This is a genomic window from Phycicoccus sp. DTK01, from assembly GCF_017312765.1.
GTDB lineage: Bacteria > Actinomycetota > Actinomycetes > Actinomycetales > Dermatophilaceae > Phycicoccus > Phycicoccus jejuensis.
Genome location: NZ_BOPU01000010.1, coordinates 64,275 through 82,948 on the forward strand (window position 1 = coordinate 64,275; position 18,674 = coordinate 82,948).

The window sequence follows — 18,674 nt, forward strand, 5'->3', positions numbered from 1 at the left end:
GCGCCGTCGCCCTGCTGCCGCCCGTCAGCGGCGGCGCAGGGTGACGCCCAGCGCGACGGCGGCGGTCACGGTGCACAGCACCGTCCCCCACGCGATGTCGACGAGGACGACGACGAGCGGGAAGTCGCGCAGGACCGCCATCGAGGTGAGGTCGAAGGTCGCGTAGGTGACGACGCCGAACGCCGCCGCGTCGCGCACGCCCCGCCGCACCGAGCCCGCCGCGAGCGCCGGCCGGACGACGAAGTGGACGAACCCGAGCAGGTAGACGACGTAGAACGCCACCGCAGCGGCCATGTTCGGCTTCTCCGCGAGCAGGTGGCCGATCCGGTCGTCGTAGAGCGTGCCGGAGCCGGTCGTCAGCCAGACGGCGTCGAGCACGGCGAAGACGAGCGCGCTCAGAGCAGCAGCGGTGAGCAGCAGGCGGGTCGGCGGGGTGGCGGCCTCGGCGGTCATGCGCCCCAGCATCCCAGCCGGGCGCCCGCCGGGGTCATCCGAGCAGCTGCGCGACCGCGTGGATGACGAGGCCCGCGAGGGCGCCGACCACCGTGCCGTTGATCCGGATGAACTGGAGGTCGCGACCGACGTGCAGCTCGATGCGCTCGGAGGCCTCGCGGGCGTCCCAGCGCTCGACGGTGACGGAGATGACCTCGGCGAGCTCCTCACCGTAGGTCGAGACGACGAACGAGACCGCCTCGCCGAGGCGCGCCTCGGCGACGGCCTTCCACTCCGGGTCGTGCTCGAACCGGGCGCCGAGGTGCTCGAGCAGCTCGTCGCCGCGGGTGTGGAAGTACGAGTGCTCGTCGTCCATCGCCGTCTCGAGCGAGGTGCGGAACGAACGCCACAGCCCGACCGCGGTCTCAGCCGCCTGCGGGTGGGTGAGCAGGCGCTCCTTGAGCGACTCGGCGCGCGCCATCACGTCGGCGTCGTGCTGGAGGTCGTGGGCGAGTCGGCGCAGGAGGTCGTCGAGGGCGAGGCGCGCCGGGTGGCGCGGGTCGCGGCGGATCTCGCGCAGCCAGGCGAGGACCTGGTCGTAGGTCCAGGTGATGACGCGGTCGTCGAGCCACGGCGGGGTCCACCACGGCGCCTTGCTGCCGAGGACGTCGGCGTAGGTGCCGGGGTTCTCGCGCAGCCAGTCGTGCAGCTGCTCGAGGCCGAGGTCGACGAGCCCGTGGTGGGTGCTCTCCTCGACCACCCCCTCGAGGAGCGCGCCGGCGATGGGGCTGACCGGCTCGCGGACGAGGCGGGGCACGAGGACGTCGGCGACGAGCGAGCGCACCTCGTCGTCGGTGAGCCGACCGAGGCCGGCGCGCGCGACCCGGACGACCTCCGTGAGGACGCGTCGGCGGTTGCGCGCGACCCCGAGCCAGCGGCCGACCCGGCCGGTCACGTCGGCCGCCGCGAGCCGCTCGCGGGCGATCTCGACGGTGAGGAAGTTCTCGGTGACGAACTCCTGGAGGTTGCGCCCGATCTCGTTCTTGCGCCGCGGGATGATCGCCGTGTGCGGCACCGGCAGGCCCAACGGGTGCCGGAAGAGGGCGGTGACGGCGAACCAGTCGGCGAGCGCGCCGACCATCGCCGCCTCGGCCGCGGTGTTGACGTACCCCCACACGCCGCCGTGGTCCAGGCGCAGCGTCGCGAGGAAGACGACCGCCGCGAGCAGCAGCAACGACAGCGCGACCAGGCGCATCCGGCGCAGCGCCGTGCGGCGCCGCGCGTCGGCCGGGGACTCCGCCATGAGGCTCACCCGGCCGATCCTGCCCGACGTCGGTGTCGAGTGCGGAAGTGGTGGTCAGGACGACCACCTCCGCCCTCGACGCCAGGGGTCCCCCGCGCCTCGCTGGGTCGAGGGCGCCGGCGGTCGCTGGGGCAGCCGCGAGCGCACTCGACTCCGGGGGGGGGGGGGCGGGATGGCGAGGTGGCGGGCGGGCGGGCGCGCCTACGCTGGACCCGTGCAGTTCCTCAACGGCCTCATGCCCCAGCTCGACCTCACCTACGACGACGTCTTCATGGTGCCGAACCGCTCGTCGGTCACGAGCCGGCTCGACGTCGACCTCGCCAGCACCGACGGCACGGGCACGACGATCCCGCTCGTCGTCGCCAACATGACGGCGATCGCCGGCCGCCGGATGGCCGAGACGACCGCCCGCCGCGGCGCGCTGACCGTCATCCCGCAGGACATCCCCGTCGAGGTCGTCCGCGAGGTCATCGCGTGGCAGAAGTCGCGCCACCTCGTCTACGACACCCCGATCAGCCTCGCGCCGACGACGACCGCCGGCGAGGCGCTCGTCCTCCTCCACAAGCGCGCGCACGGCGCGGCCGTCGTCGTCGAGGGCGACCGCCCGGTCGGCATCGTCAGCGAGACCGACCTCACGGGGGTCGACCGGTTCACCCAGCTCGCCGACGTCATGGTCCGCGAGATGGTGACCCTCGACAACGGCGTCGACGTCGAGAAGGCCTTCGACGTCCTCTCGCACGCCCGCCGACGTCTCGCCCCGGTCATCGCCCCCGACGGCACGCTCGTCGGCCTGCTGACCCGCGCCGGCGCCCTGCGCGCGCACCTGTACTCCCCCGCGGTCGACGCCTCGAACCGCCTGCGCATCGCGGCGGCCGTCGGCATCAACGGCGAGGTCGCGGAGCGGGCCCAGGCCCTCGCGGAGGCCGGCGCCGACGTCCTCGTCATCGACACCGCGCACGGCCACCAGGAGAAGATGATCGAGGCGCTGCGCCAGGTGCGCGCCCTCGACCTCGGGGTGCCGGTCGTGGCCGGCAACGTCGTCTCCGCGCAGGGCACGCGCGACCTCATCGAGGCGGGCGCCGACATCGTCAAGGTCGGCGTCGGCCCGGGCGCGATGTGCACGACCCGGATGATGACCGCGGTCGGCCGCCCCCAGTTCTCCGCGGTGCTCGAGTGCGCCACGGCGGCCCGCGAGCTCGGCAAGCACGTCTGGGCCGACGGCGGCGTCCGCCACCCCCGCGACGTCGCGCTCGCCCTGGCCGCCGGCGCGTCGAACGTCATGGTCGGCTCGTGGTTCGCCGGGACGCTGGAGTCCCCCGGTGACCTCTACACCGACGAGCAGGGCCGCCAGTACAAGGAGTCCTTCGGGATGGCCTCGGCCCGGGCCGTGCGCAACCGCACGGCCACCGAGAGCGCGTACGACCGCGCCCGCAAGGCCCTCTTCGAGGAGGGCATCAGCAGCGCCCGGATGTACGTCGACCCCGCGCGCCCGAGCGTCGAGGACGTCATCGACCAGATCGTCGCCGGCCTGCGCAGCGCATGCACCTACGCCGGCGCGCGCTCGCTCGAGGAGTTCCACGCGCGGGCGACGGTCGGCATCCAGAGCACCGCCGGCTTCGCCGAGGGACGGCCGCTGCACACCTCCTGGTGACCCACCGCCGCGGTGCGCGCCCACCCCTCGGACAGCCGGTCATCGGCCGGGAGGGCGCGCACCGTGCGGCGTCGCCGATGGGCGAAAATGAGTGCATGGCCTACGACGTCGAGCGGATCCGTTCCCACTTCCCGTCCCTCGTCGAGGGGGCGGCCCACTTCGACGGCCCCGGCGGCAGCCAGGTGCCGGACGTCGTCGGCCGCGCCGTCGCCGACACCCTGACCTCGGCCATCTCCAACCGCGGCGTCGTCACCTCCTCCGAGCGCCGCGCCGACGCCGTCGTCGTCGCCTACCGGCAGGCGATGGCCGACCTCCTCGGCGCCGACCCGCGCGGCATCGTCCACGGCCGCAGCGCCACCACGCTCACCTACGACCTGGCCCGGGCCATGGCCAAGGGCTGGGGTCCCGGCGACGAGGTCGTCGTCACGCGGCTCGACCACGACTCGAACATCCGCCCGTGGGTCCAGGTGGCCGAGGCGGTCGGTGCGACCGTGCGCTGGGTCGACTTCGACCCGGAGTCGGGCGAGATGCCGACCTCCGCCGTCGAGGCCGTGCTCAGCGAGCGCACGCGGCTCGTCGCGACGACGGCGGCGGGCAACCTCATCGGCACCCGTCCCGACACCGCCGCGATCTCGGCCGCCGCGCACGCGGTCGGCGCCCTGCACTGGGTAGACGGCGTGCACGCGACCGCCCACGTCCCGGTCGACGTCGCCGCGCTCGGGGCCGACGTGTGGACCTGCTCGCCGTACAAGTTCCTCGGGCCGCACTGCGGCGTCCTCGCGGCCGACCCGGAGCTGCTGGAGTCGCTGCACCCCGACAAGCTGCTGCCCTCGAGCAACGACGTGCCCGAGCGCTTCGAGCTGGGGACGCTCCCCTACGAGCTGCTGGCCGGCGCCACGGCCGCGGTCGACTTCCTCGCCGGCCTCGACGACCTCGACACGCCCGTGACGCCCGAGGACCGGCGGGCGCGCCTGCGCTCGTCGATGGCCGCCCTCGAGAAGCACGAGGAGGGGCTGCTCGCCCGCCTCGAGCCGGCCCTGCGCGGCCGCCGCGGGGTGCAGGTGTGGTCCAACGCCGCCCGCCGGACGCCGACCCTCCTCTTCACGGTGACCGGCCGCGACCCGCAGGACGTGCGCCGCACGCTGGCCAGCCACGGCGTCAACGCCCCCGCGGGCAGCTTCTACGCGCTGGAGTGCAGCCGCCACCTCGGCCTCGGCGACGCGGGTGGCGTGCGGGTCGGCCTCGCGCCGTACACGAACCGCCAGGACGTCGACCGGCTGCTCAGCGCGCTCGACGACGTCTGCTGACGTCGGCCCCCTGCCCGGCCGGACGGGGCCGTCGCGTCCCGTCCGGCCGTGCCGCGGCTGTGACAGCATCGACGGCATGGTCGCCCTGCTCGAGCCGCTGGAGGCTCCCGTCGACCCCGTCGATGCGCTGCGCCGTATCGCCTTCCTGCTCGAGCGCACCCGCGCCGGCACCTACCGGGTCGAGGCGTTCCGCAACGCGGTGAAGCGCGTGAGTGCGCTCGACGACGACGAGCTGCGCGAGCGCGCCTCAGCCGGAACGCTGCAGGAGCTCGACGGCATCGGGAAGTCGACGGCGGGCGTCATCGCCGAGGCCGTGGCCGGCGAGGTGCCGGAGTACCTGGCGTCGCTCCAGGAGAAGTCCGGCGGCCCGCTCGTCGACGGCGGCGAGGACCTCTACGGGATGCTCCGCGGCGACTGCCACCTGCACTCGGACTGGAGCGACGGCGGCTCCCCCATCGACGAGATGGTGCTGACCGGCGTCGAGACCGGGCACGAGTGGATGGTGCTCACCGACCACAGCCCGCAGCTGCGCGTGGCCAACGGCCTGACGGTGGAACGGCTGCGGCAGCAGCTGAAGATCGTCGACGGCGTGAACCGTTCGCTCGCAGGCCAGTTCACACTGCTCAAGGGCATCGAGGTCGACATCCTCGACGACGGCTCGCTCGACCAGACCGACGAGATGCTGGGCCGCCTCGACCTCGTCACCGCCTCGGTCCACAGCAAGCTGCGGATGAACGCCGACCCGATGACGCGGCGGATGGTCGCCGCGGTGTCGAACCCGCGGGTCAACGTGCTGGGGCACTGCACGGGGCGGCTGGTCACCGGATCGCGCGGCACGCGCCCGCAGTCCGAGTTCGACGCCCGGGCGGTGTTCGAGGCCTGCGCCGAGCACGGCACCGCCGTCGAGATCAACAGCCGCCCCGAGCGCTGCGACCCGCCGGACGAGCTCGTGACCCTCGCGCTCGAGATCGGCTGCCTGTTCAGCATCGACTCCGACGCGCACGCGCCGGGGCAGCTGGACATGAAGGCGTACGGGTGCGAGCGGGCCGAGCGCCTCGGCGTGCCGGCCGACCGCATCGTCACGACGTGGGACGTCGAGCGGGTGCTGGGGTGGACGGGGACCGGGCGGTGAGCGGGCGCGTCACCACCGCGCTCGACGGCGTGCTGCGGGTCGAGCACGACGGCGCGCGACCGCCGTTCGACCAGGTGCGCACCCAGCTGGCCGAGGCCGTCGGCGACGGGCGCCTGTCCGAGGGCACGCGGCTGCCGACGGTCCGCGGCCTGGCCGAGGAGCTCGGGCTCGCCGCCAACACCGTCGCGCGGGCCTACAAGGAGCTCGAGGCCGCCGGGCTCGTCGTCACCCGGGGACGCCTCGGGACCGTCGTCGCGCCCCGCGGCGGGGGCGGCGCACGCGGCGGGGCATCCGTCCCGGACCCCGCGATGCGGCTGGCCGCGGCCGACTTCGCCCGCGCCGCACGGGCCGCCGGACTCACCGACGAGGCGGCCGTCGCGCTCGTCCGGGACGCCCTCGGGCACCTGCGCTGACGCTCCTCCCGCCCCGGCCGGACCCCGTTTTGGTGGTCGCGAGAATCTCCCCTATGCTTTCGGAGTCCTCGACGGATCCGATCCCGGGTTGTGCGACGGAGAGGGTCCGACGAGAGTCGGGTCCCCATCGTCTAGCGGCCCAGGACCCCGCCCTTTCACGGCGGTAGCACGGGTTCGAATCCCGTTGGGGATACGGTCTTGCACCAGCCAAGGCCCCGTAGCGCAGTTGGTTAGCGCGCCGCCCTGTCACGGCGGAGGTCGCGGGTTCGAGTCCCGTCGGGGTCGCTCCTTCACGAGAGGGGCCGGATACGTCCGGCCCTTCCGTGCAGGTCCAGGCCAGGTAGCTCAGTTGGTACGAGCGTCCGACTGAAAATCGGAAGGTCGGCGGTTCGACCCCGCCCCTGGCCACCACCACGAGCCGCAGTCCGCACCCCGGGCTGCGGCTCCTGTCGTCCCCGGCGAGTCGTCGTGCCCGGGCTCAGGTCAGCCAGGTCGACGTCGCGCCGAGCACCCGGCTGCCGTCGAGGTCCGCCAGCGAGAGGCCGACGAACGCGGAGGCCTGCTCGGTCGTCTGCCAGCGGAAGCGGGGTGCGTCCGTCGTCGCCGCCTCGACGATGACCGCCGCCGCGGACTCGGAGGTCTGTGCGTCGTCGAAGGCACCGGCGGTGCGGCGCAGGTAGGCGGCGAGCAGCTCGGCGTACGGGTCGTCGGCGTCCGCGTCACCCCCGCCCGTGTCGGCCCGGTGGACGTTGCCGGTGAAGTCGCTCGCGACCGCGCCCGGCTCGACGATGCTCACCGTCACCCCGAACGGGGTGACGACGGGAGCCAAGGACTGCATGAGGCCCTCGACGGCGAACTTCGCCGCGCAGTAGGCGTCCGCGAACGGCTGGCCGACCGCGCCGCCGACGCTCGTGACGGTGACGACGCGCCCGCGGCCGGCGGCGCGCATCGCGGGGAGGACGAGGCGGGTCATCCGCGCCACGCCGAGGTAGTTGACGTCGAGCTGCTCCTGGAGCTGGGCGTCGGTCAGCTGCTCGAGCGTCGCGACCGCCCCGCGGCCGGCGTTGTTGACGAGGACGTCGACACCCCCGTGGTCGGCCAGCACCCCCTCGACCGCGGCCCGGGCACCGTCGGCGTCGGTGACGTCCAGCGCCCGGACGTCGAGCTCGACGCCCGCCGCCTCGGCCGCCGCCCGCAGCCGGTCCGCCCGTCCGGTGTCGCGCATCGTCGCGACGACGGTGCGGCCGGCCCTCGCGAGGCCGACGGCGGTCGCCAGCCCCATCCCGCTCGACGTACCGGTGACCAGGGCGACCTCGCGACGCGACATGGCCGGAGCGTAGACCCGCCCGCAGCCTCCGCGGGAGGTCGCCGGTGTGACCGTCGAACCTTCCGGGTAGGTGCCCGGGGTGACGGTGGACCAGGCGCGCGGGGGACGCATCCGCGTCGGGACGTCGGGCTGGACCTACCCGCGCTGGCGGGGGGACTTCTACCCCCGCGGCCTGGTCCGGCGCGAAGAGCTGCGGTACGCCGCCGAGCGGATGGGCGCCCTCGAGGTCAACGGCTCGTTCTACTCCCTGCAGCGGCCGACGACCTACGCGCACTGGCGCGAGCAGGTCCCCGACGGCGTCGAGCTCGCCGTCAAGGGTGGCCGGTTCGTCACCCACCTCAAGCGCCTGCGCGACGTCGAGGTGCCGCTCGCCAACTTCTTCGCCTCGGGCGTGCTGGCGCTCGGACCCACCCTCGGCCCGGTGCTCTGGCAGCTGCCCGAGCGGCAGGAGTACGACGCCGCGCTCCTCGCCGACTTCTTCGCGCTCCTCCCCCGGACCGTCGGTGACGCGGCCGCGCTCGCCCGGCGGCACGACGCCAAGGTCCCCGAGGCCCGCGCCCTGACCCGGGCCCCGCGCGGGCTGGCCTCGCGTCGCATCCGGCACGCCCTCGAGTTCCGCAGCGCGACGTTCTGCACCGACGAGGCGGTCGACCTCATGCGCCGCCACGACGTCGCGACGGTGGTCGCCGACACCGCCGGGCGGTGGCCGACGGCCGCCGCCGTCACGAGCGACCTCGTGTACGTCCGCCTCCACGGCGACACCGAGCTCTACGCGAGCGGCTACTCCGACGCCGCCCTGGACCGGTGGGCCGAGCGCTGCCGCGGCTGGGCGCAGCGCCACGACGTCGTCGTCTTCTTCGACAACGACGCGCGAGGCCACGCGCCGCACGACGCGGTCCGGCTCATCGCCCGCCTCGGCGACCACCACGTCCCGGTGACGCACCGACCCTGACCCTGCGGGTTGCACACCCCGGGGGGTATCTGTACCCTCAGGCACGACCCCGCCGCCGGACCCCAGGACCCCACCGTGCTCGCTGCCGCTCTCGGACTCGTCGTCGGCGTCGTCCTCGGCACGCTCGGTGGCGGCGGCAGCGTCCTGGCCGTCCCGGCGCTCGTCTACGCCCTCGGCCTCTCGCCGCACGACTCGACGACCGGGTCGCTCGTCATCGTCGTGGCGTCCTCGACCGCGGGGGCCCTGGCCCACGGCCGCCGCGGCCACGTCCGTCTCGGCCGCGGGCTGGCGTTCGCCGCGTCCGGCCTGCTCACCTCGGTCGTCGCGGCCCACCTGTCCGCCAACCTCCCCGACCTGCTGGTCCTCACCGGCTTCGCCGCGGTCATGGCGGCCGCCGCGCTCGTCACGTGGCGCGGCGCCGGTCGCGCCACGGTCGCCGCGGACGGGCCCACGCACGGCTCGACCCTGCGGACCGTGGCCGCCGGAGCGGCCGTCGGCGCCCTCATCGGCGTCTTCGGCGTCGGCGGCGGTTTCCTCGCGGTGCCGGCGCTGGTCGCGACCGCCGGCTTCACGATGGCCGACGCCGTCGGCACCTCGCTCGTCGTCATCGCCCTCAACGCGAGCGCCGCGCTCGCCACCCGGGCCACGACCTCCCACGTCGAGTGGTCGGTGGTCGGCCCCTTCGCGGCCGCCGCGGCGCTGGCCGCGGTCGGTGGACAGCTCTTGTCGACCCGGGTGTCCGCGCCCGCCCTGCAGCGGACCTTCGCGGCACTCCTCGCCACGCTCGCCGGATGGGTCCTCGTCGACCAGCTCGTCCTCCACTGACCCTCCACCGGTGTCCGGAGCCGCGTGACGCCACGGTGACGCCATCCCTCTTGCGGATGACGTCATCGTGGTGTCATAGTGGCGTCATGGACCTCACGCCCTACGTCGCCCGCCTCCAGCGCGACCTCGTCGTCGCGGCCCGGGCCGGGGGACCCGAGGCGTCGGAGCTCGCCGAGCTCGTCGCCGGCACCCTCGAGCCGTCCGCCCGGATGCTCCTCCTCGACGCGGTCGTCGAGGCCGCCGCCGAGGTGAGCGAGCGGATGGCCCCGGGCTCGGTCGACGTCCGGTTGCGGGGGCGCGACCTCGACCTCGTCGTCTCTCCCGCCGTGCCCGACCTCGCGCCGGCCCCGACCCCCGTCCCCGTCGTCGCCGACGCGGACGACGACGAGGCCGGCGGCACCGCCCGCCTGAGCCTGCGCCTGCCCGAACGCCTCAAGCCCCGCGTCGAGGAGGCGGCCGAGGCCGCCGGGATGTCCGTCAACGCCTGGCTCGTCCGCACGGTGGCCGCCGCGGTCGCCGACCCCGCCTCCTCGCCGACGGCGGGCCACCAGGTGCCGCCGGTGAGGACCGGCCAGCGCCACACCGGCTGGGTGCGCTAGCCCCCGCCAACCGGCCGGGGACCACGCCCGGCTCCACCAGAACCCCACCGCCACAGCCCGACCCGCCACGGGAGGATCCGCCATGCCCACCTTCAGCACCGCAGGACCGGTCACGCTCCACGTCGACGTGTCAGGCGCCGACCTCACCGTCCGCGCCTCCGCCACGGACGAGACCGTCGTCGACGTCCGGCCGCACAACCCCGGGCGCCAGGGCGACGTCGACCACGCCGCCGCCGTGCTCGTCGAGCACACGGACGGCCGCGTCGTCGTCCGCTCGCCGCGCTCCGTGGCCGGCCGGCTGCGGGCCATGGTCGGCACCGGCGACCGCGCCGACATCGTCGTCGGGCTGCCGGAGGGCTCCGGCCTCGAGGTCCGCGGCTGGGGCGGCGTCCGCGCGACGGGGACCCTCGGGACGGTCGATGTCGACACCTCGATGGGCGACATCACGCTCGAGCGCACCGGTGCCCTCCGCGGCCGCACGTCGATGGGCGACGTCCGCGTCGGCACGGCGCAGGGCCGGGTCGAGCTGCGCACGTCGGCGGGGAGCATCCGCGTCGAGGACGCCGGCGACGAGACGACCGCGCGGACGGCCGCCGGTGACGTCACGGTCGGCACCGGACGTGGGCCGCTGCACCTCTCGACGACCGCAGGCGACGTCCGCGTCGAGCGGGCCGACCGCGGCGTCACGGCCAAGGCCTCGGCCGGCGACGTCCGCGTCGCGGTCGTGCGCGGCGGCACGGTGAGCGTCGACAGCGCCTACGGGCGGGTCGAGGTCGGTGTCGCCGACGGCGTCGCCACCTGGCTCGACGTCGAGGCCCGGCACGGCACCGTCCGCAGCGACCTCGAGGCGAGCGCCCCTCCGGCCGAGGGCGAGCCGACCGTCGAGGTCCGGGTGCGCGCCGGCTACGGCGACGTCGTCCTGCGGCGCGCCTGACCGCCCGCCACCCACGCCCTGCCCACCACCCGGAACCGCTCGAGAGGACCACCATGACCAGCACCCCGGCCGTCGAGATCCGCGGCCTGCACAAGTCCTTCGGGGACCACGTCGTCCTCGCCGGTGTCGACCTCACGGTCGCGCCCGGGACCGTCCACGCGCTCCTCGGCCCCAACGGCGCCGGCAAGACGACGACGGTCAACATCCTCACGACCCTCCTCGCGCCGGACGCCGGCACGGTGGCGGTCCTCGGCCACGACGTCGCGCGCGAGCCGCGGCTCGTCCGTGCGTGCATCGGGCTCACCGGGCAGTTCGCCGCGGTCGACGACCTCCTGACCGCCCGGGAGAACCTCGTCCTCGTCGGCCGGCTGCACCACCTGCCCGCCACCGAGGTGCGTCGACGCTCCGCCGAGCTGCTCGAGCGCTTCGGGCTCGCCGACGTCGCCGACCACCGGCCGTCCACGTTCTCGGGCGGGATGCGCCGCCGCCTCGACCTCGCGATGGGGCTCGTCGGGCGGCCGAGCGTCCTCGTGCTCGACGAGCCGACCACCGGCCTCGACCCCCGCAGCCGACGGTCGACCTGGGACGTCGTGCGCGAGCTCGTGGCCGAGGGCGTCACCGTCCTGCTGACCACGCAGTACCTCGAGGAGGCCGACCAGCTCGCCGACCACGTCTCGCTCCTCGACGGCGGCCGGGTCGTCGCCGACGGCACCCCTGCCGAGCTGAAGCGCCGAGTCCCCGGCGCCCACGTGCGCCTCACCGTGGCCGACCACGCCGCCCTCGACGCCGCGCGGCGAGCGGTGGGCGGCGAGCCCGACCCTGACGCGCTGACCCTCGACGTGCCGGGCTCCGGCGACGTCGCCGTCCTGCGCGCCCTCCTCGACCGGCTCGACGACGCGCAGGTCCGGGTCGACGACCTCGCCATCCGCACCCCCGACCTCGACGACGTCTTCCTGGCCCTCACCGGCCGACCCACCCCCGCCGACCCGGCCGAGGAGGCCCTGCGATGAGCACCGCCAGCACCGTCCCCACCCGCTCGCACCCGGTCGCCGACGCGATGACCATGCTCGGCCGGCAGCTGCGCCACGCCCGCCGCTACCCCGAGCTGACGGTCATCGTCCTGCTCGTGCCCGTCGTCCTGCTCGTCCTCTTCGTCCTCGTCTTCGGGGGCACGCTCGGCGCGGGCCTCGGGCCGGTCGCCGGTGGCGGGCGCGGCGCCTACGCCGACTACGTCCTGCCGGGCATCCTCGTGATGACCATCGCGTCCATCGCCCAGGGCACGTCCACGACGATGGCGATGGACACCACGCAGGGCATCATCGACCGGTTCCGGACGCTGTCGATCTCCCCCGGCGCCGTGCTCTCCGGGCACGTGCTCGCCGCGACCATCCAGTCCGTGGCCTCGATGGCCGTCGTCACCGGTGTCGGGCTGGCCGTCGGGTTCCGGCCCCGGGCGTCGCTCACCGACTGGCTGCTCGTCCTCGCCCTCCTCACGGGGCTCTCCCTCGCCGTGTCGTGGCTGTCGGTGGCCCTCGGGCTGGCCTCCCGCACCGTCGAGAGCGCGAGCAACTACCCGATGCCGCTCGTCCTCCTGCCCTTCCTCGGCAGCGGCTTCGTGCCGACGGGGTCGATGCCGGCCGGCCTCGCCTGGTTCGCCGAGCACCAGCCCTTCACGCCCGTCATGGACACGGTGCGCGGCCTGCTCCTCGGCACCGGGGTGACGGCCGGCACCGCGTGGCTCGCCGCCGGCTGGTGCGTCGTCATGGCGGTCGCGGGCTGGTGGCTGGCCCGCCGGCTCTACGCGCGCCCGCGCCGGGCCTGACCCGACGTCGCCGCGTCGTCCTCCAGGAGGGCCACGAGCCCGCGGGCCACGAGCGTGCCCGGGTCGTCGTCCACGACGAGCTCGCAGCGGGCCCAGGGCTCGGGCAGCGCCGCCTCGGCTGCCGCCGACTCAGCCGCCTCGACGTACCCCGGGTAGCGGGTCGTGCCGCCGGCCAGCACGACGCGCGCGGGGTTGAGGAGCGTGACGACGGTGGCGAGACCGCGCCCGAGCGCGGCGCCGGCCCGCGCGACGGCGTCGGTCGCCGCCGGGTCGCCCCCGGCGACGAGGGCCGCGACCTCGGCGCCCGGTCGCCCGAGTGCCTCGACGACGGCCCGACCGGAGGCGACGTCGTCGAGGGTCGCGGTGTCGCGGCCGGCCAGGTCGACGGGGACGCTCCCGAGCTCGCCGGCCCAGCCGTCCGCGCCCTCGAGCACGTTCCCCCCGCTGACGACGCCGGCGGCGATGCCGGTCCCGACCACGACGACGACGAGGTCGCGCACCTCCGGCGCCGCGGCACGGGCCGCCGCGAGCGCGGCGCGGACGTCGTTGACGACTACCGGCGCTCCTGCGGCCGTCGGCCGTGGTCGCCATCCGGCGAGGAGCGGCAGGACGTCCGAGACGACCACCCGCCCCTCGGGGTCGACGAGCCCCGGCACGGCGACCGCGACCGAGCGCGTGCTCGGATGCTCCGCCACGACCTCGCCCACGAGGCGGTCGAGCCGTTCCCCGGTCGTGCCCGGGCCGGTCGGCTCGAGGACCTCCGCCACCACCGAGCCGTCCGCGGCGAGCGCCCGCAGGAGGGCCTTGGTCCCACCCACGTCGGCCACGACCAGCACTGCGTCACCCGGCTCCACACCGCCCACCCTAGGAGGTACGACGGGTCGGCCCGGGCCGCCGGCGGGCCGGCGCGACACGACGGAAATCCCGTGGACCCTCACCCCCACCTCGCTACGGTGGGCCGGGGTCGATGTCCGGGTCACCCCTGATGTGCGGGCGGCAGGAGGCACGCCACGGTGGGGACCATGACGAGGATGTGGGGTCCGGGGCTGCGGCTGGGCCTGGGGACGGCGGCCGCCGCCGCGGTGCTGGCGCTCGCGCTGCCGCGGGTGGCGGGGACGTCGTGGCGGCCCATCGCCCAGGCCCTGACCCACCCGAGCCCGCTCCAGCTGGGGCTCCTCACGGTGCTGTGGCTGGCGGGCCTGTGGGTGCACACCCCGTCGCTCACGGCAGCCCTGCCGGGCCTCAGCCACCGTCGCGCCCTCCTCCTCAACCTGTCCGGCTCGTGCGTCTCGAACCTCCTGCCGCTCGGCGGCGCCGCGGGGACGGTCGTCAACTGGCGGATGGCCCGCGGCTGGGGCTTCGGCTCCGCCGCCTTCGGGCGCTGGGCGCTCGTGACCAACCTCGCGGACACGGCGGTCAAGCTGCTCCTGCCGGGAGTCGTGCTGTGCTGGTTCGCTTTGTCCGGTGACCGCGGCACCGCGCGCCTGGCGGTCCCGGGGGCGCTCGGCCTGCTCCTGCTCCTCGTCCTCCTCAGCGGGGTCGTCCTCGTCGGACGCGACGACCGGGCCGTGCGGCGGGCCGGTCGCACGCTCGATCGCCTCGCCGCCCGCCACCGCCGGGTGCCGGCGGCCCCCGAGGGCTGGGGCGAGCGGGGCGCCCGCTTCCGCGCCGAGAGCGCCGACCTCGTGCGTCGCGGCTGGGCGCGGATGCTCGGGGCCAAGGTGCTGTACGCGCTCTTCCAGGCGCTCCTGCTGTGGGCGTGCCTCGTCGTGGTGGGGGCGCCGGCGGCGCCGTTGCTCGTCGCGTCGGCCTTCGTCGTCGAGCGGCTGCTGTCGATGCTCGTCATCACGCCGGGCGCGACGGGGGTCGTCGAGGTCGGGATGGCCGGAGCGCTCACCGCGCTCGGCACCCCCGCCGCGCCGGCCGCCGCGGGGGTGCTGCTCTACCGCGCGTTCGTCGTCGGGATGGAGGTGCCGGTCGGCGGCCTCGCGCTCGGCGGGTGGTGGCTCGCGCACCGCCGCGCGGCTCGACGCGTCCACGGTGCGGTCGGCGTGCACCCGGCGCCCGCCGTGGAGGTGGTCGGGGCGCATGATGCGGGGAGCATCCCGACCGAAGGAGCACCTCGATGGAGTACACCCGCCTCGGCAGCACCGGGCTCACCGTCAGCCGGCTAGCGCTCGGCTGCATGAGCTACGCCGACGGCTCGCGCGGCTACCACCCGTGGGCCCTCGACGAGGAGGCGTCCGGAGCGTTCTTCCGGCAGGCCGTCGAGCTCGGTATCACTTTCTGGGACACCGCGAACGTCTACAGCGCAGGGACGTCCGAGGAGTTCGTGGGGCGGGCCATCCGGACCTACAGCCGCCGCGAGGACATCGTGCTCGCCACCAAGGTGCACGGGAAGATGCACGACGGCCCCGGTGGGAGCGGCCTCTCCCGCAAGGCGATCCTCGAGCAGGTCGACGCGTCGCTGCGCCGGCTGCAGACCGACCACGTCGACCTCTACCAGATCCACCGCTTCGACCCCGAGGTCCCCGTCGAGGAGACGATGGAGGCCCTCCACGACGTCGTGCGCGCCGGCAAGGCTCGCTACATCGGGGCGTCGTCGATGTGGGCCTGGCAGCTCGCGACGATGCAGCACGCCGCGGACCTGGGCGGCTGGACCCGCTTCGTGACGATGCAGGACCAGTACAGCCTGCTCATGCGTGAGGAGGAGCAGGAGATGTTCCCCCTGCTCTCGCACCAGGGGCTCGGCGCGCTTCCGTGGAGCCCGCTGGCGCGCGGGCGGCTCGCGCGGCCGTGGGGCGAGCAGACCGGGCGCTCCGACACCGACGAGTTCGGCAAGCGGCTCTACCAGGACGGCGACGGCGAGATCGTCGGCGCGGTCGAGGCCGTGGCGCGCGAGCGCGGGGTGGCGATGTCGACCGTCGCGCTGGCGTGGGTGCTGCGCAACCCGGTCGTCACCGCCCCCATCGTCGGGGCCACCAAGCCGCACCACCTGCCGGACGCCGTCGCCGCGCTCGGCCTGGAGCTGACGGACGACGAGGTGTCAGCGCTCGAGTGTGCCTACACGCCGCGGCGGCCGACGGGCTTCTGACCGCCGTCGCCGGTCAGGCCTCGGGCACGCCTGCCGCGCAGGCCTCCCGGATGCGCGCCACGACCATCTGCATGGTCAGCCGGGCGCGCGCCGGGTCGCCGGTGAGGAAGTAGTGGTCGGCGCCCGGCGTCACGTCGTGCAACACGTCGACGCCGGCGGCGCGCAGCCGGGCGGCGTACCGGTCGCCGTCCGGTCGCAACGCGTCGTGCTCGCCGGTCAGGACGACGGTCGGCGGCAGGCCGGCGAGGTCGGGCGCGAGCAGCGGTGAGGCGTAGGGCTCCTCGCGTCGGGCGACATCCGGGAAGTAGACCCGGCGGACGAGGCGGCGCAGGGCCGGGTCGACCATCCCCGGGCGGTCCTCGACGTCGGAGGCGAGGTCGAGCGCGGGGACGCCGAGGACCTGGAGGACCGGCGCGCACGAGCCGGCGTCGCGCGCCATGAGGCAGACCGCGGCGGCCACCTGACCGCCGGCGCTGAAGCCGCTGACGACGAGGCGCGTGCCGTCGAGGCCGTGCTCGTGCCCGGCCGCCGCGAGGTGGGCGACGACGTCGTGCCCCTCCTCCTGGCCGACGGGGTAGCGCGCCTGCGGACCGACGGACCAGTCCACGTTCGCCACCGCGACGCCGGCGGTCGCTGCGAGGTAGCGGCACCACCAGTCGTCCATCTCGGGGTAGCGCATGACGAAGGCGCCGCCGTGGAAGTGGACGACGACCGGAGGCGCCTCAACGCCGGGCGGGCGGTACAGGTCGACCCGCACCGGCCCGTGGCGCGTCGGGACGCGCAGGCGCTGCGGGGCGGGCAGGTCGCTGCCCGCGAAGCGCAGCGGCTCGCCGTAGCGCACGGTGAACCGCGCCGAGACCTGCATCGCGAGCGCACGAACGTCGTCGAGGAGGGTCACGCCGCGTGGTTCGTCGCCTCCGGTGCGGGCGGATGGCCCTCCGGTCAGGCCTGGCGCGGGCCCAGCTCGTCGAGCACCGCGCGCACGCCGGCCGCGACGACGCCGGCGTCGGTCGTCACGGCGAGGAACCCGATGCCGTGCGCCCGCAGCCGGTGGGCGACCGCCGGGCTGCCCGCGAAGGCCCCGACGAGGATCCCCTGCCGGTCGGCGGCCGCGACGACGCGGGCGAGGGGACCGCCCGGCGTGGTGTCGTCGAGGAGCGCGTCGACGGTCGTGCCGAGGGCGAGGGCGAGGTCCAGCGGGCCGACGAAGAGGCCGTCGACGCCAGGGGTGGCGGCGATCTGCTCGACCTCGTCGAGGGCGCCGACGGTCTCGACCATCGCCCAGCAGCGCACGAGCTCGTTCGCGGTGGCGGTGTCCGGGGCGTCGACTCCCCACATCGGTGACCACGGGCCCCAGCTGCGGTCCCCGAGGGGCGGGTAGCGGGAGGCGAGGGCCGCGCGCTCGGCGTCGCCGGCGCCGGTGACCGACGGCACGACCACCCCGTGGGCGCCGGCGTCGAGGGCGGCCCCGATCCAGGCGGGGTCGACGGCAGGGACGCGGACGAGGAACGGGTGGTGGGCCGAGGTCAGCGCGCGCCCGGCGGCGTGGAGGGCGGCGCGGTCGAGGGCGCCGTGCTGCGCGTCGAGGGCGAGCCAGTCGACGCCGCTGCCCGCGAGCCGCAGGAGCAGGTCGACGTCGGCCGTCATCGTCCAGATGCCCCGGGAGTCCTCCATCCGGGCATCGTGCCAGCCGGGGGGCTGCGCGGTGCGGCGGCGAGCCGGTCGACCGACGGCCGGCGGGGGTCCGGAGACGAGGAGCCGGTCGGCCCAGACCGGCAGGCGGGGGTCCGGAGACGAGGAGCAGGTCCGCCCAGGACCGGCAGGCGGGGGTCCGGAGACGAGGGGCAGGTCGGCCGAGGACCGGCAGACGGGAGGCGAGCCGCAGGTCGGCCGAGGACGGCTCCGGCAGGACAAAGGAGTCCGCCCGTCGCTGTCGTTCGCTCCCGTCGCCGACGCAACCATGACGAGCGGTCAGAAGCATGTCGCACGAAAGCAACCGCCCGCTCATCCCGGTTGCTCCAGCAGGTGACGCACACGCGCCCGCTCGTCATGGTTGCTCCAGGGGTGGACGCACGCGCGGCCGCTCGTCATGGTTGCTCCAGCAGGTGACGCACACGCGACCGCTCGTCATGGTTGCTCCAGGGGCGGACGCGAACGACAGCGGCCGACAGAGCACTTCTCCCTCGCCCGCGCCGCCGCCGGCTGACAGTCCTCGGGGACGCCGGCGACCCCGGCGCCGGCCGCCCCCGACCCGTTCCACGTGACGTCCCTCCCAGCCGGCCGTCGCGCCGCCCGCCCGGTGGGACGATCGAGGTGGCGGTGGCGCGCGCCCGGCGGCGCGGCTCTCCCGACGCCGCCGCCGGTAGGAGCACCACGATGTCAGCAGCCCTCGCCCGGCCGAGCCCGCCGCGAGCAAGGACCCGCTCCCTCCCACCCCGCGCGGTCTCCGCCGTGGTCGCGGTCGTCGAGCTGGGGCTGCTCTACCTCGTCCAGGTGTGGCCGGGCTGGCGCACCCTGCCCCTGCTCACGCCGGCCGCCGAGGAGCTCGTGCCGTGGGTGGTCGGAGCCCTGTGGACGGGCGTCGTCCTCGAGACCGTCGCGCTCGTCGTCCGGACGCGCTGGTGGCGGGCCGTCGCCGACCTCACGTCCTCTGCCGTCGGCCTCGCTGCGTCGGTCGCCGCGTGGGACCTCTTCCCCGTCGTGGCGGGGAGCCCGTGGCGCACGCCGCTGCGGGCCGCTCTCGTGGTGGCGATCGTCGGCGGGGTGGCGGGCGTCGTCTCCTCGCTCGTGCGCATCCTCGGTGGCCGCCCGCCCGACCCGGACGCTCGCCGGCGCCGCCACTGACTGCCCGGCGCCCGGGGCCGGCCGTCGACGCGACGGTCG

19 protein-coding genes and 3 tRNA genes are annotated in these 18,674 nt (G+C 75.5%); 16 read left to right on the forward strand and 6 right to left on the reverse strand.

The features are described 5' to 3' along the window. Positions 1-24 precede the first annotated feature (24 nt). Together J3473_RS16975 and J3473_RS16980 are read right to left on the reverse strand one after the other, a co-directional pair. Entirely contained in the window at positions 25-453 is a 429-nt protein-coding gene (locus J3473_RS16975; protein WP_030526898.1) for a DUF2177 family protein, read from the reverse strand. Between the two features lie 34 nt (positions 454-487). After that, positions 488-1,735, reverse strand: coding sequence for a DUF445 domain-containing protein (locus tag J3473_RS16980; protein ID WP_306790194.1), 1,248 nt, complete (start codon positions 1,733-1,735; stop codon positions 488-490). Positions 1,736-1,949: 214 nt separating this feature from the next. Between J3473_RS16980 and J3473_RS16985 the strand changes: the two genes are divergently transcribed. The 7 genes from J3473_RS16985 (at position 1,950) to J3473_RS17015 (ending at position 6,649) form a co-directional block, all read left to right on the forward strand. After that, positions 1,950-3,386, forward strand: a complete 1,437-nt coding sequence (locus J3473_RS16985; RefSeq protein ID WP_242525937.1) for a GuaB1 family IMP dehydrogenase-related protein — start codon at positions 1,950-1,952, stop codon at positions 3,384-3,386. A 95-nt stretch (positions 3,387-3,481) separates the two neighbouring features. After that, positions 3,482-4,693 carry a cysteine desulfurase-like protein gene (locus J3473_RS16990; RefSeq protein WP_207025054.1) on the forward strand — a complete coding sequence of 404 codons (1,212 nt, stop codon included), beginning with the start codon at positions 3,482-3,484 and terminating at the stop codon, positions 4,691-4,693. Positions 4,694-4,769: 76 nt separating this feature from the next. Continuing rightward, entirely contained in the window at positions 4,770-5,825 is a 1,056-nt protein-coding gene (locus J3473_RS16995; RefSeq protein ID WP_207025055.1) for a PHP domain-containing protein, read from the forward strand. Continuing rightward, positions 5,822-6,238 carry a GntR family transcriptional regulator gene (locus J3473_RS17000; RefSeq protein ID WP_242525938.1) on the forward strand — a complete coding sequence of 139 codons (417 nt, stop codon included), beginning with the start codon at positions 5,822-5,824 and terminating at the stop codon, positions 6,236-6,238. Before J3473_RS16995 ends, J3473_RS17000 begins: the two co-directional genes overlap by 4 nt. Before the next feature lie 120 nt (positions 6,239-6,358). Beyond that, positions 6,359-6,431 (forward strand) — tRNA-Glu (locus J3473_RS17005). A gap of 18 nt (positions 6,432-6,449) precedes the next feature. Beyond that, positions 6,450-6,523, forward strand: a tRNA-Asp gene (locus J3473_RS17010). 49 nt (positions 6,524-6,572) lie between these two features. Then, positions 6,573-6,649 (forward strand) — tRNA-Phe (locus J3473_RS17015). Between the two features lie 67 nt (positions 6,650-6,716). Here the strand turns inward: J3473_RS17015 and J3473_RS17020 are convergent. Further along, entirely contained in the window at positions 6,717-7,565 is an 849-nt protein-coding gene (locus tag J3473_RS17020; RefSeq protein ID WP_207025056.1) for an SDR family oxidoreductase, read from the reverse strand. Positions 7,566-7,644: 79 nt separating this feature from the next. On the opposite strand from J3473_RS17020, the gene J3473_RS17025 reads away from it, so the two are divergent. The 6 genes from J3473_RS17025 to J3473_RS17050 all read left to right on the forward strand — a co-directional run bounded on the left by J3473_RS17025 (position 7,645) and on the right by J3473_RS17050 (position 12,697). Further along, on the forward strand, positions 7,645-8,517 hold the full coding sequence (locus tag J3473_RS17025) for a DUF72 domain-containing protein (RefSeq protein WP_242525939.1): 873 nt from the start codon (positions 7,645-7,647) through the stop codon (positions 8,515-8,517). Between the two features lie 75 nt (positions 8,518-8,592). After that, on the forward strand, positions 8,593-9,342 hold the full coding sequence (locus tag J3473_RS17030; RefSeq protein WP_207025057.1) for a sulfite exporter TauE/SafE family protein: 750 nt from the start codon (positions 8,593-8,595) through the stop codon (positions 9,340-9,342). An 86-nt stretch (positions 9,343-9,428) separates the two neighbouring features. Further along, positions 9,429-9,941, forward strand: coding sequence for a hypothetical protein (locus J3473_RS17035; RefSeq protein ID WP_207025058.1), 513 nt, complete (start codon positions 9,429-9,431; stop codon positions 9,939-9,941). Positions 9,942-10,023: 82 nt separating this feature from the next. Further along, the gene (locus J3473_RS17040) at positions 10,024-10,875 is read left to right on the forward strand and encodes a DUF4097 family beta strand repeat-containing protein (protein WP_207025059.1); all 852 of its coding nucleotides are present in this window, start codon (positions 10,024-10,026) and stop codon (positions 10,873-10,875) included. Between the two features lie 53 nt (positions 10,876-10,928). Further along, the gene (locus J3473_RS17045) at positions 10,929-11,885 is read left to right on the forward strand and encodes an ATP-binding cassette domain-containing protein (protein WP_207025060.1); all 957 of its coding nucleotides are present in this window, start codon (positions 10,929-10,931) and stop codon (positions 11,883-11,885) included. After that, a complete protein-coding gene (locus J3473_RS17050; RefSeq protein WP_207025061.1) occupies positions 11,882-12,697 on the forward strand; it encodes an ABC transporter permease in 816 nt (271 codons plus the stop codon). Before J3473_RS17045 ends, J3473_RS17050 begins: the two co-directional genes overlap by 4 nt. Here the strand turns inward: J3473_RS17050 and J3473_RS17055 are convergent. After that, positions 12,673-13,551, reverse strand: a complete 879-nt coding sequence (locus tag J3473_RS17055; RefSeq protein ID WP_207025062.1) for an ROK family protein — start codon at positions 13,549-13,551, stop codon at positions 12,673-12,675. The genes J3473_RS17050 and J3473_RS17055 overlap by 25 nt on opposite strands. Before the next feature lie 168 nt (positions 13,552-13,719). Here J3473_RS17055 and J3473_RS17060 point away from each other — a divergent pair, with 168 nt between their 5' ends. Next, on the forward strand, positions 13,720-14,871 hold the full coding sequence (locus J3473_RS17060; RefSeq protein ID WP_207025063.1) for a lysylphosphatidylglycerol synthase transmembrane domain-containing protein: 1,152 nt from the start codon (positions 13,720-13,722) through the stop codon (positions 14,869-14,871). Next, positions 14,823-15,791: an aldo/keto reductase gene (locus J3473_RS17065; protein WP_207025064.1), complete on the forward strand. Its 969-nt coding sequence runs from the start codon at positions 14,823-14,825 to the stop codon at positions 15,789-15,791. The genes J3473_RS17060 and J3473_RS17065 overlap by 49 nt, the downstream gene beginning before the upstream one ends. Positions 15,792-15,804: 13 nt before the next feature. On the opposite strand, the gene J3473_RS17070 is transcribed toward J3473_RS17065, so the two are convergent. Further along, positions 15,805-16,689, reverse strand: a complete 885-nt coding sequence (locus tag J3473_RS17070; protein WP_207025065.1) for an alpha/beta hydrolase — start codon at positions 16,687-16,689, stop codon at positions 15,805-15,807. A gap of 44 nt (positions 16,690-16,733) precedes the next feature. Next, on the reverse strand, positions 16,734-17,465 hold the full coding sequence (locus J3473_RS17075; protein ID WP_207025066.1) for an HpcH/HpaI aldolase/citrate lyase family protein: 732 nt from the start codon (positions 17,463-17,465) through the stop codon (positions 16,734-16,736). A 702-nt stretch (positions 17,466-18,167) separates the two neighbouring features. Between J3473_RS17075 and J3473_RS17080 the strand changes: the two genes are divergently transcribed. Further along, entirely contained in the window at positions 18,168-18,635 is a 468-nt protein-coding gene (locus J3473_RS17080) for a hypothetical protein (RefSeq protein WP_207025067.1), read from the forward strand. The last annotated feature ends 39 nt before the right edge of the window (positions 18,636-18,674 follow it).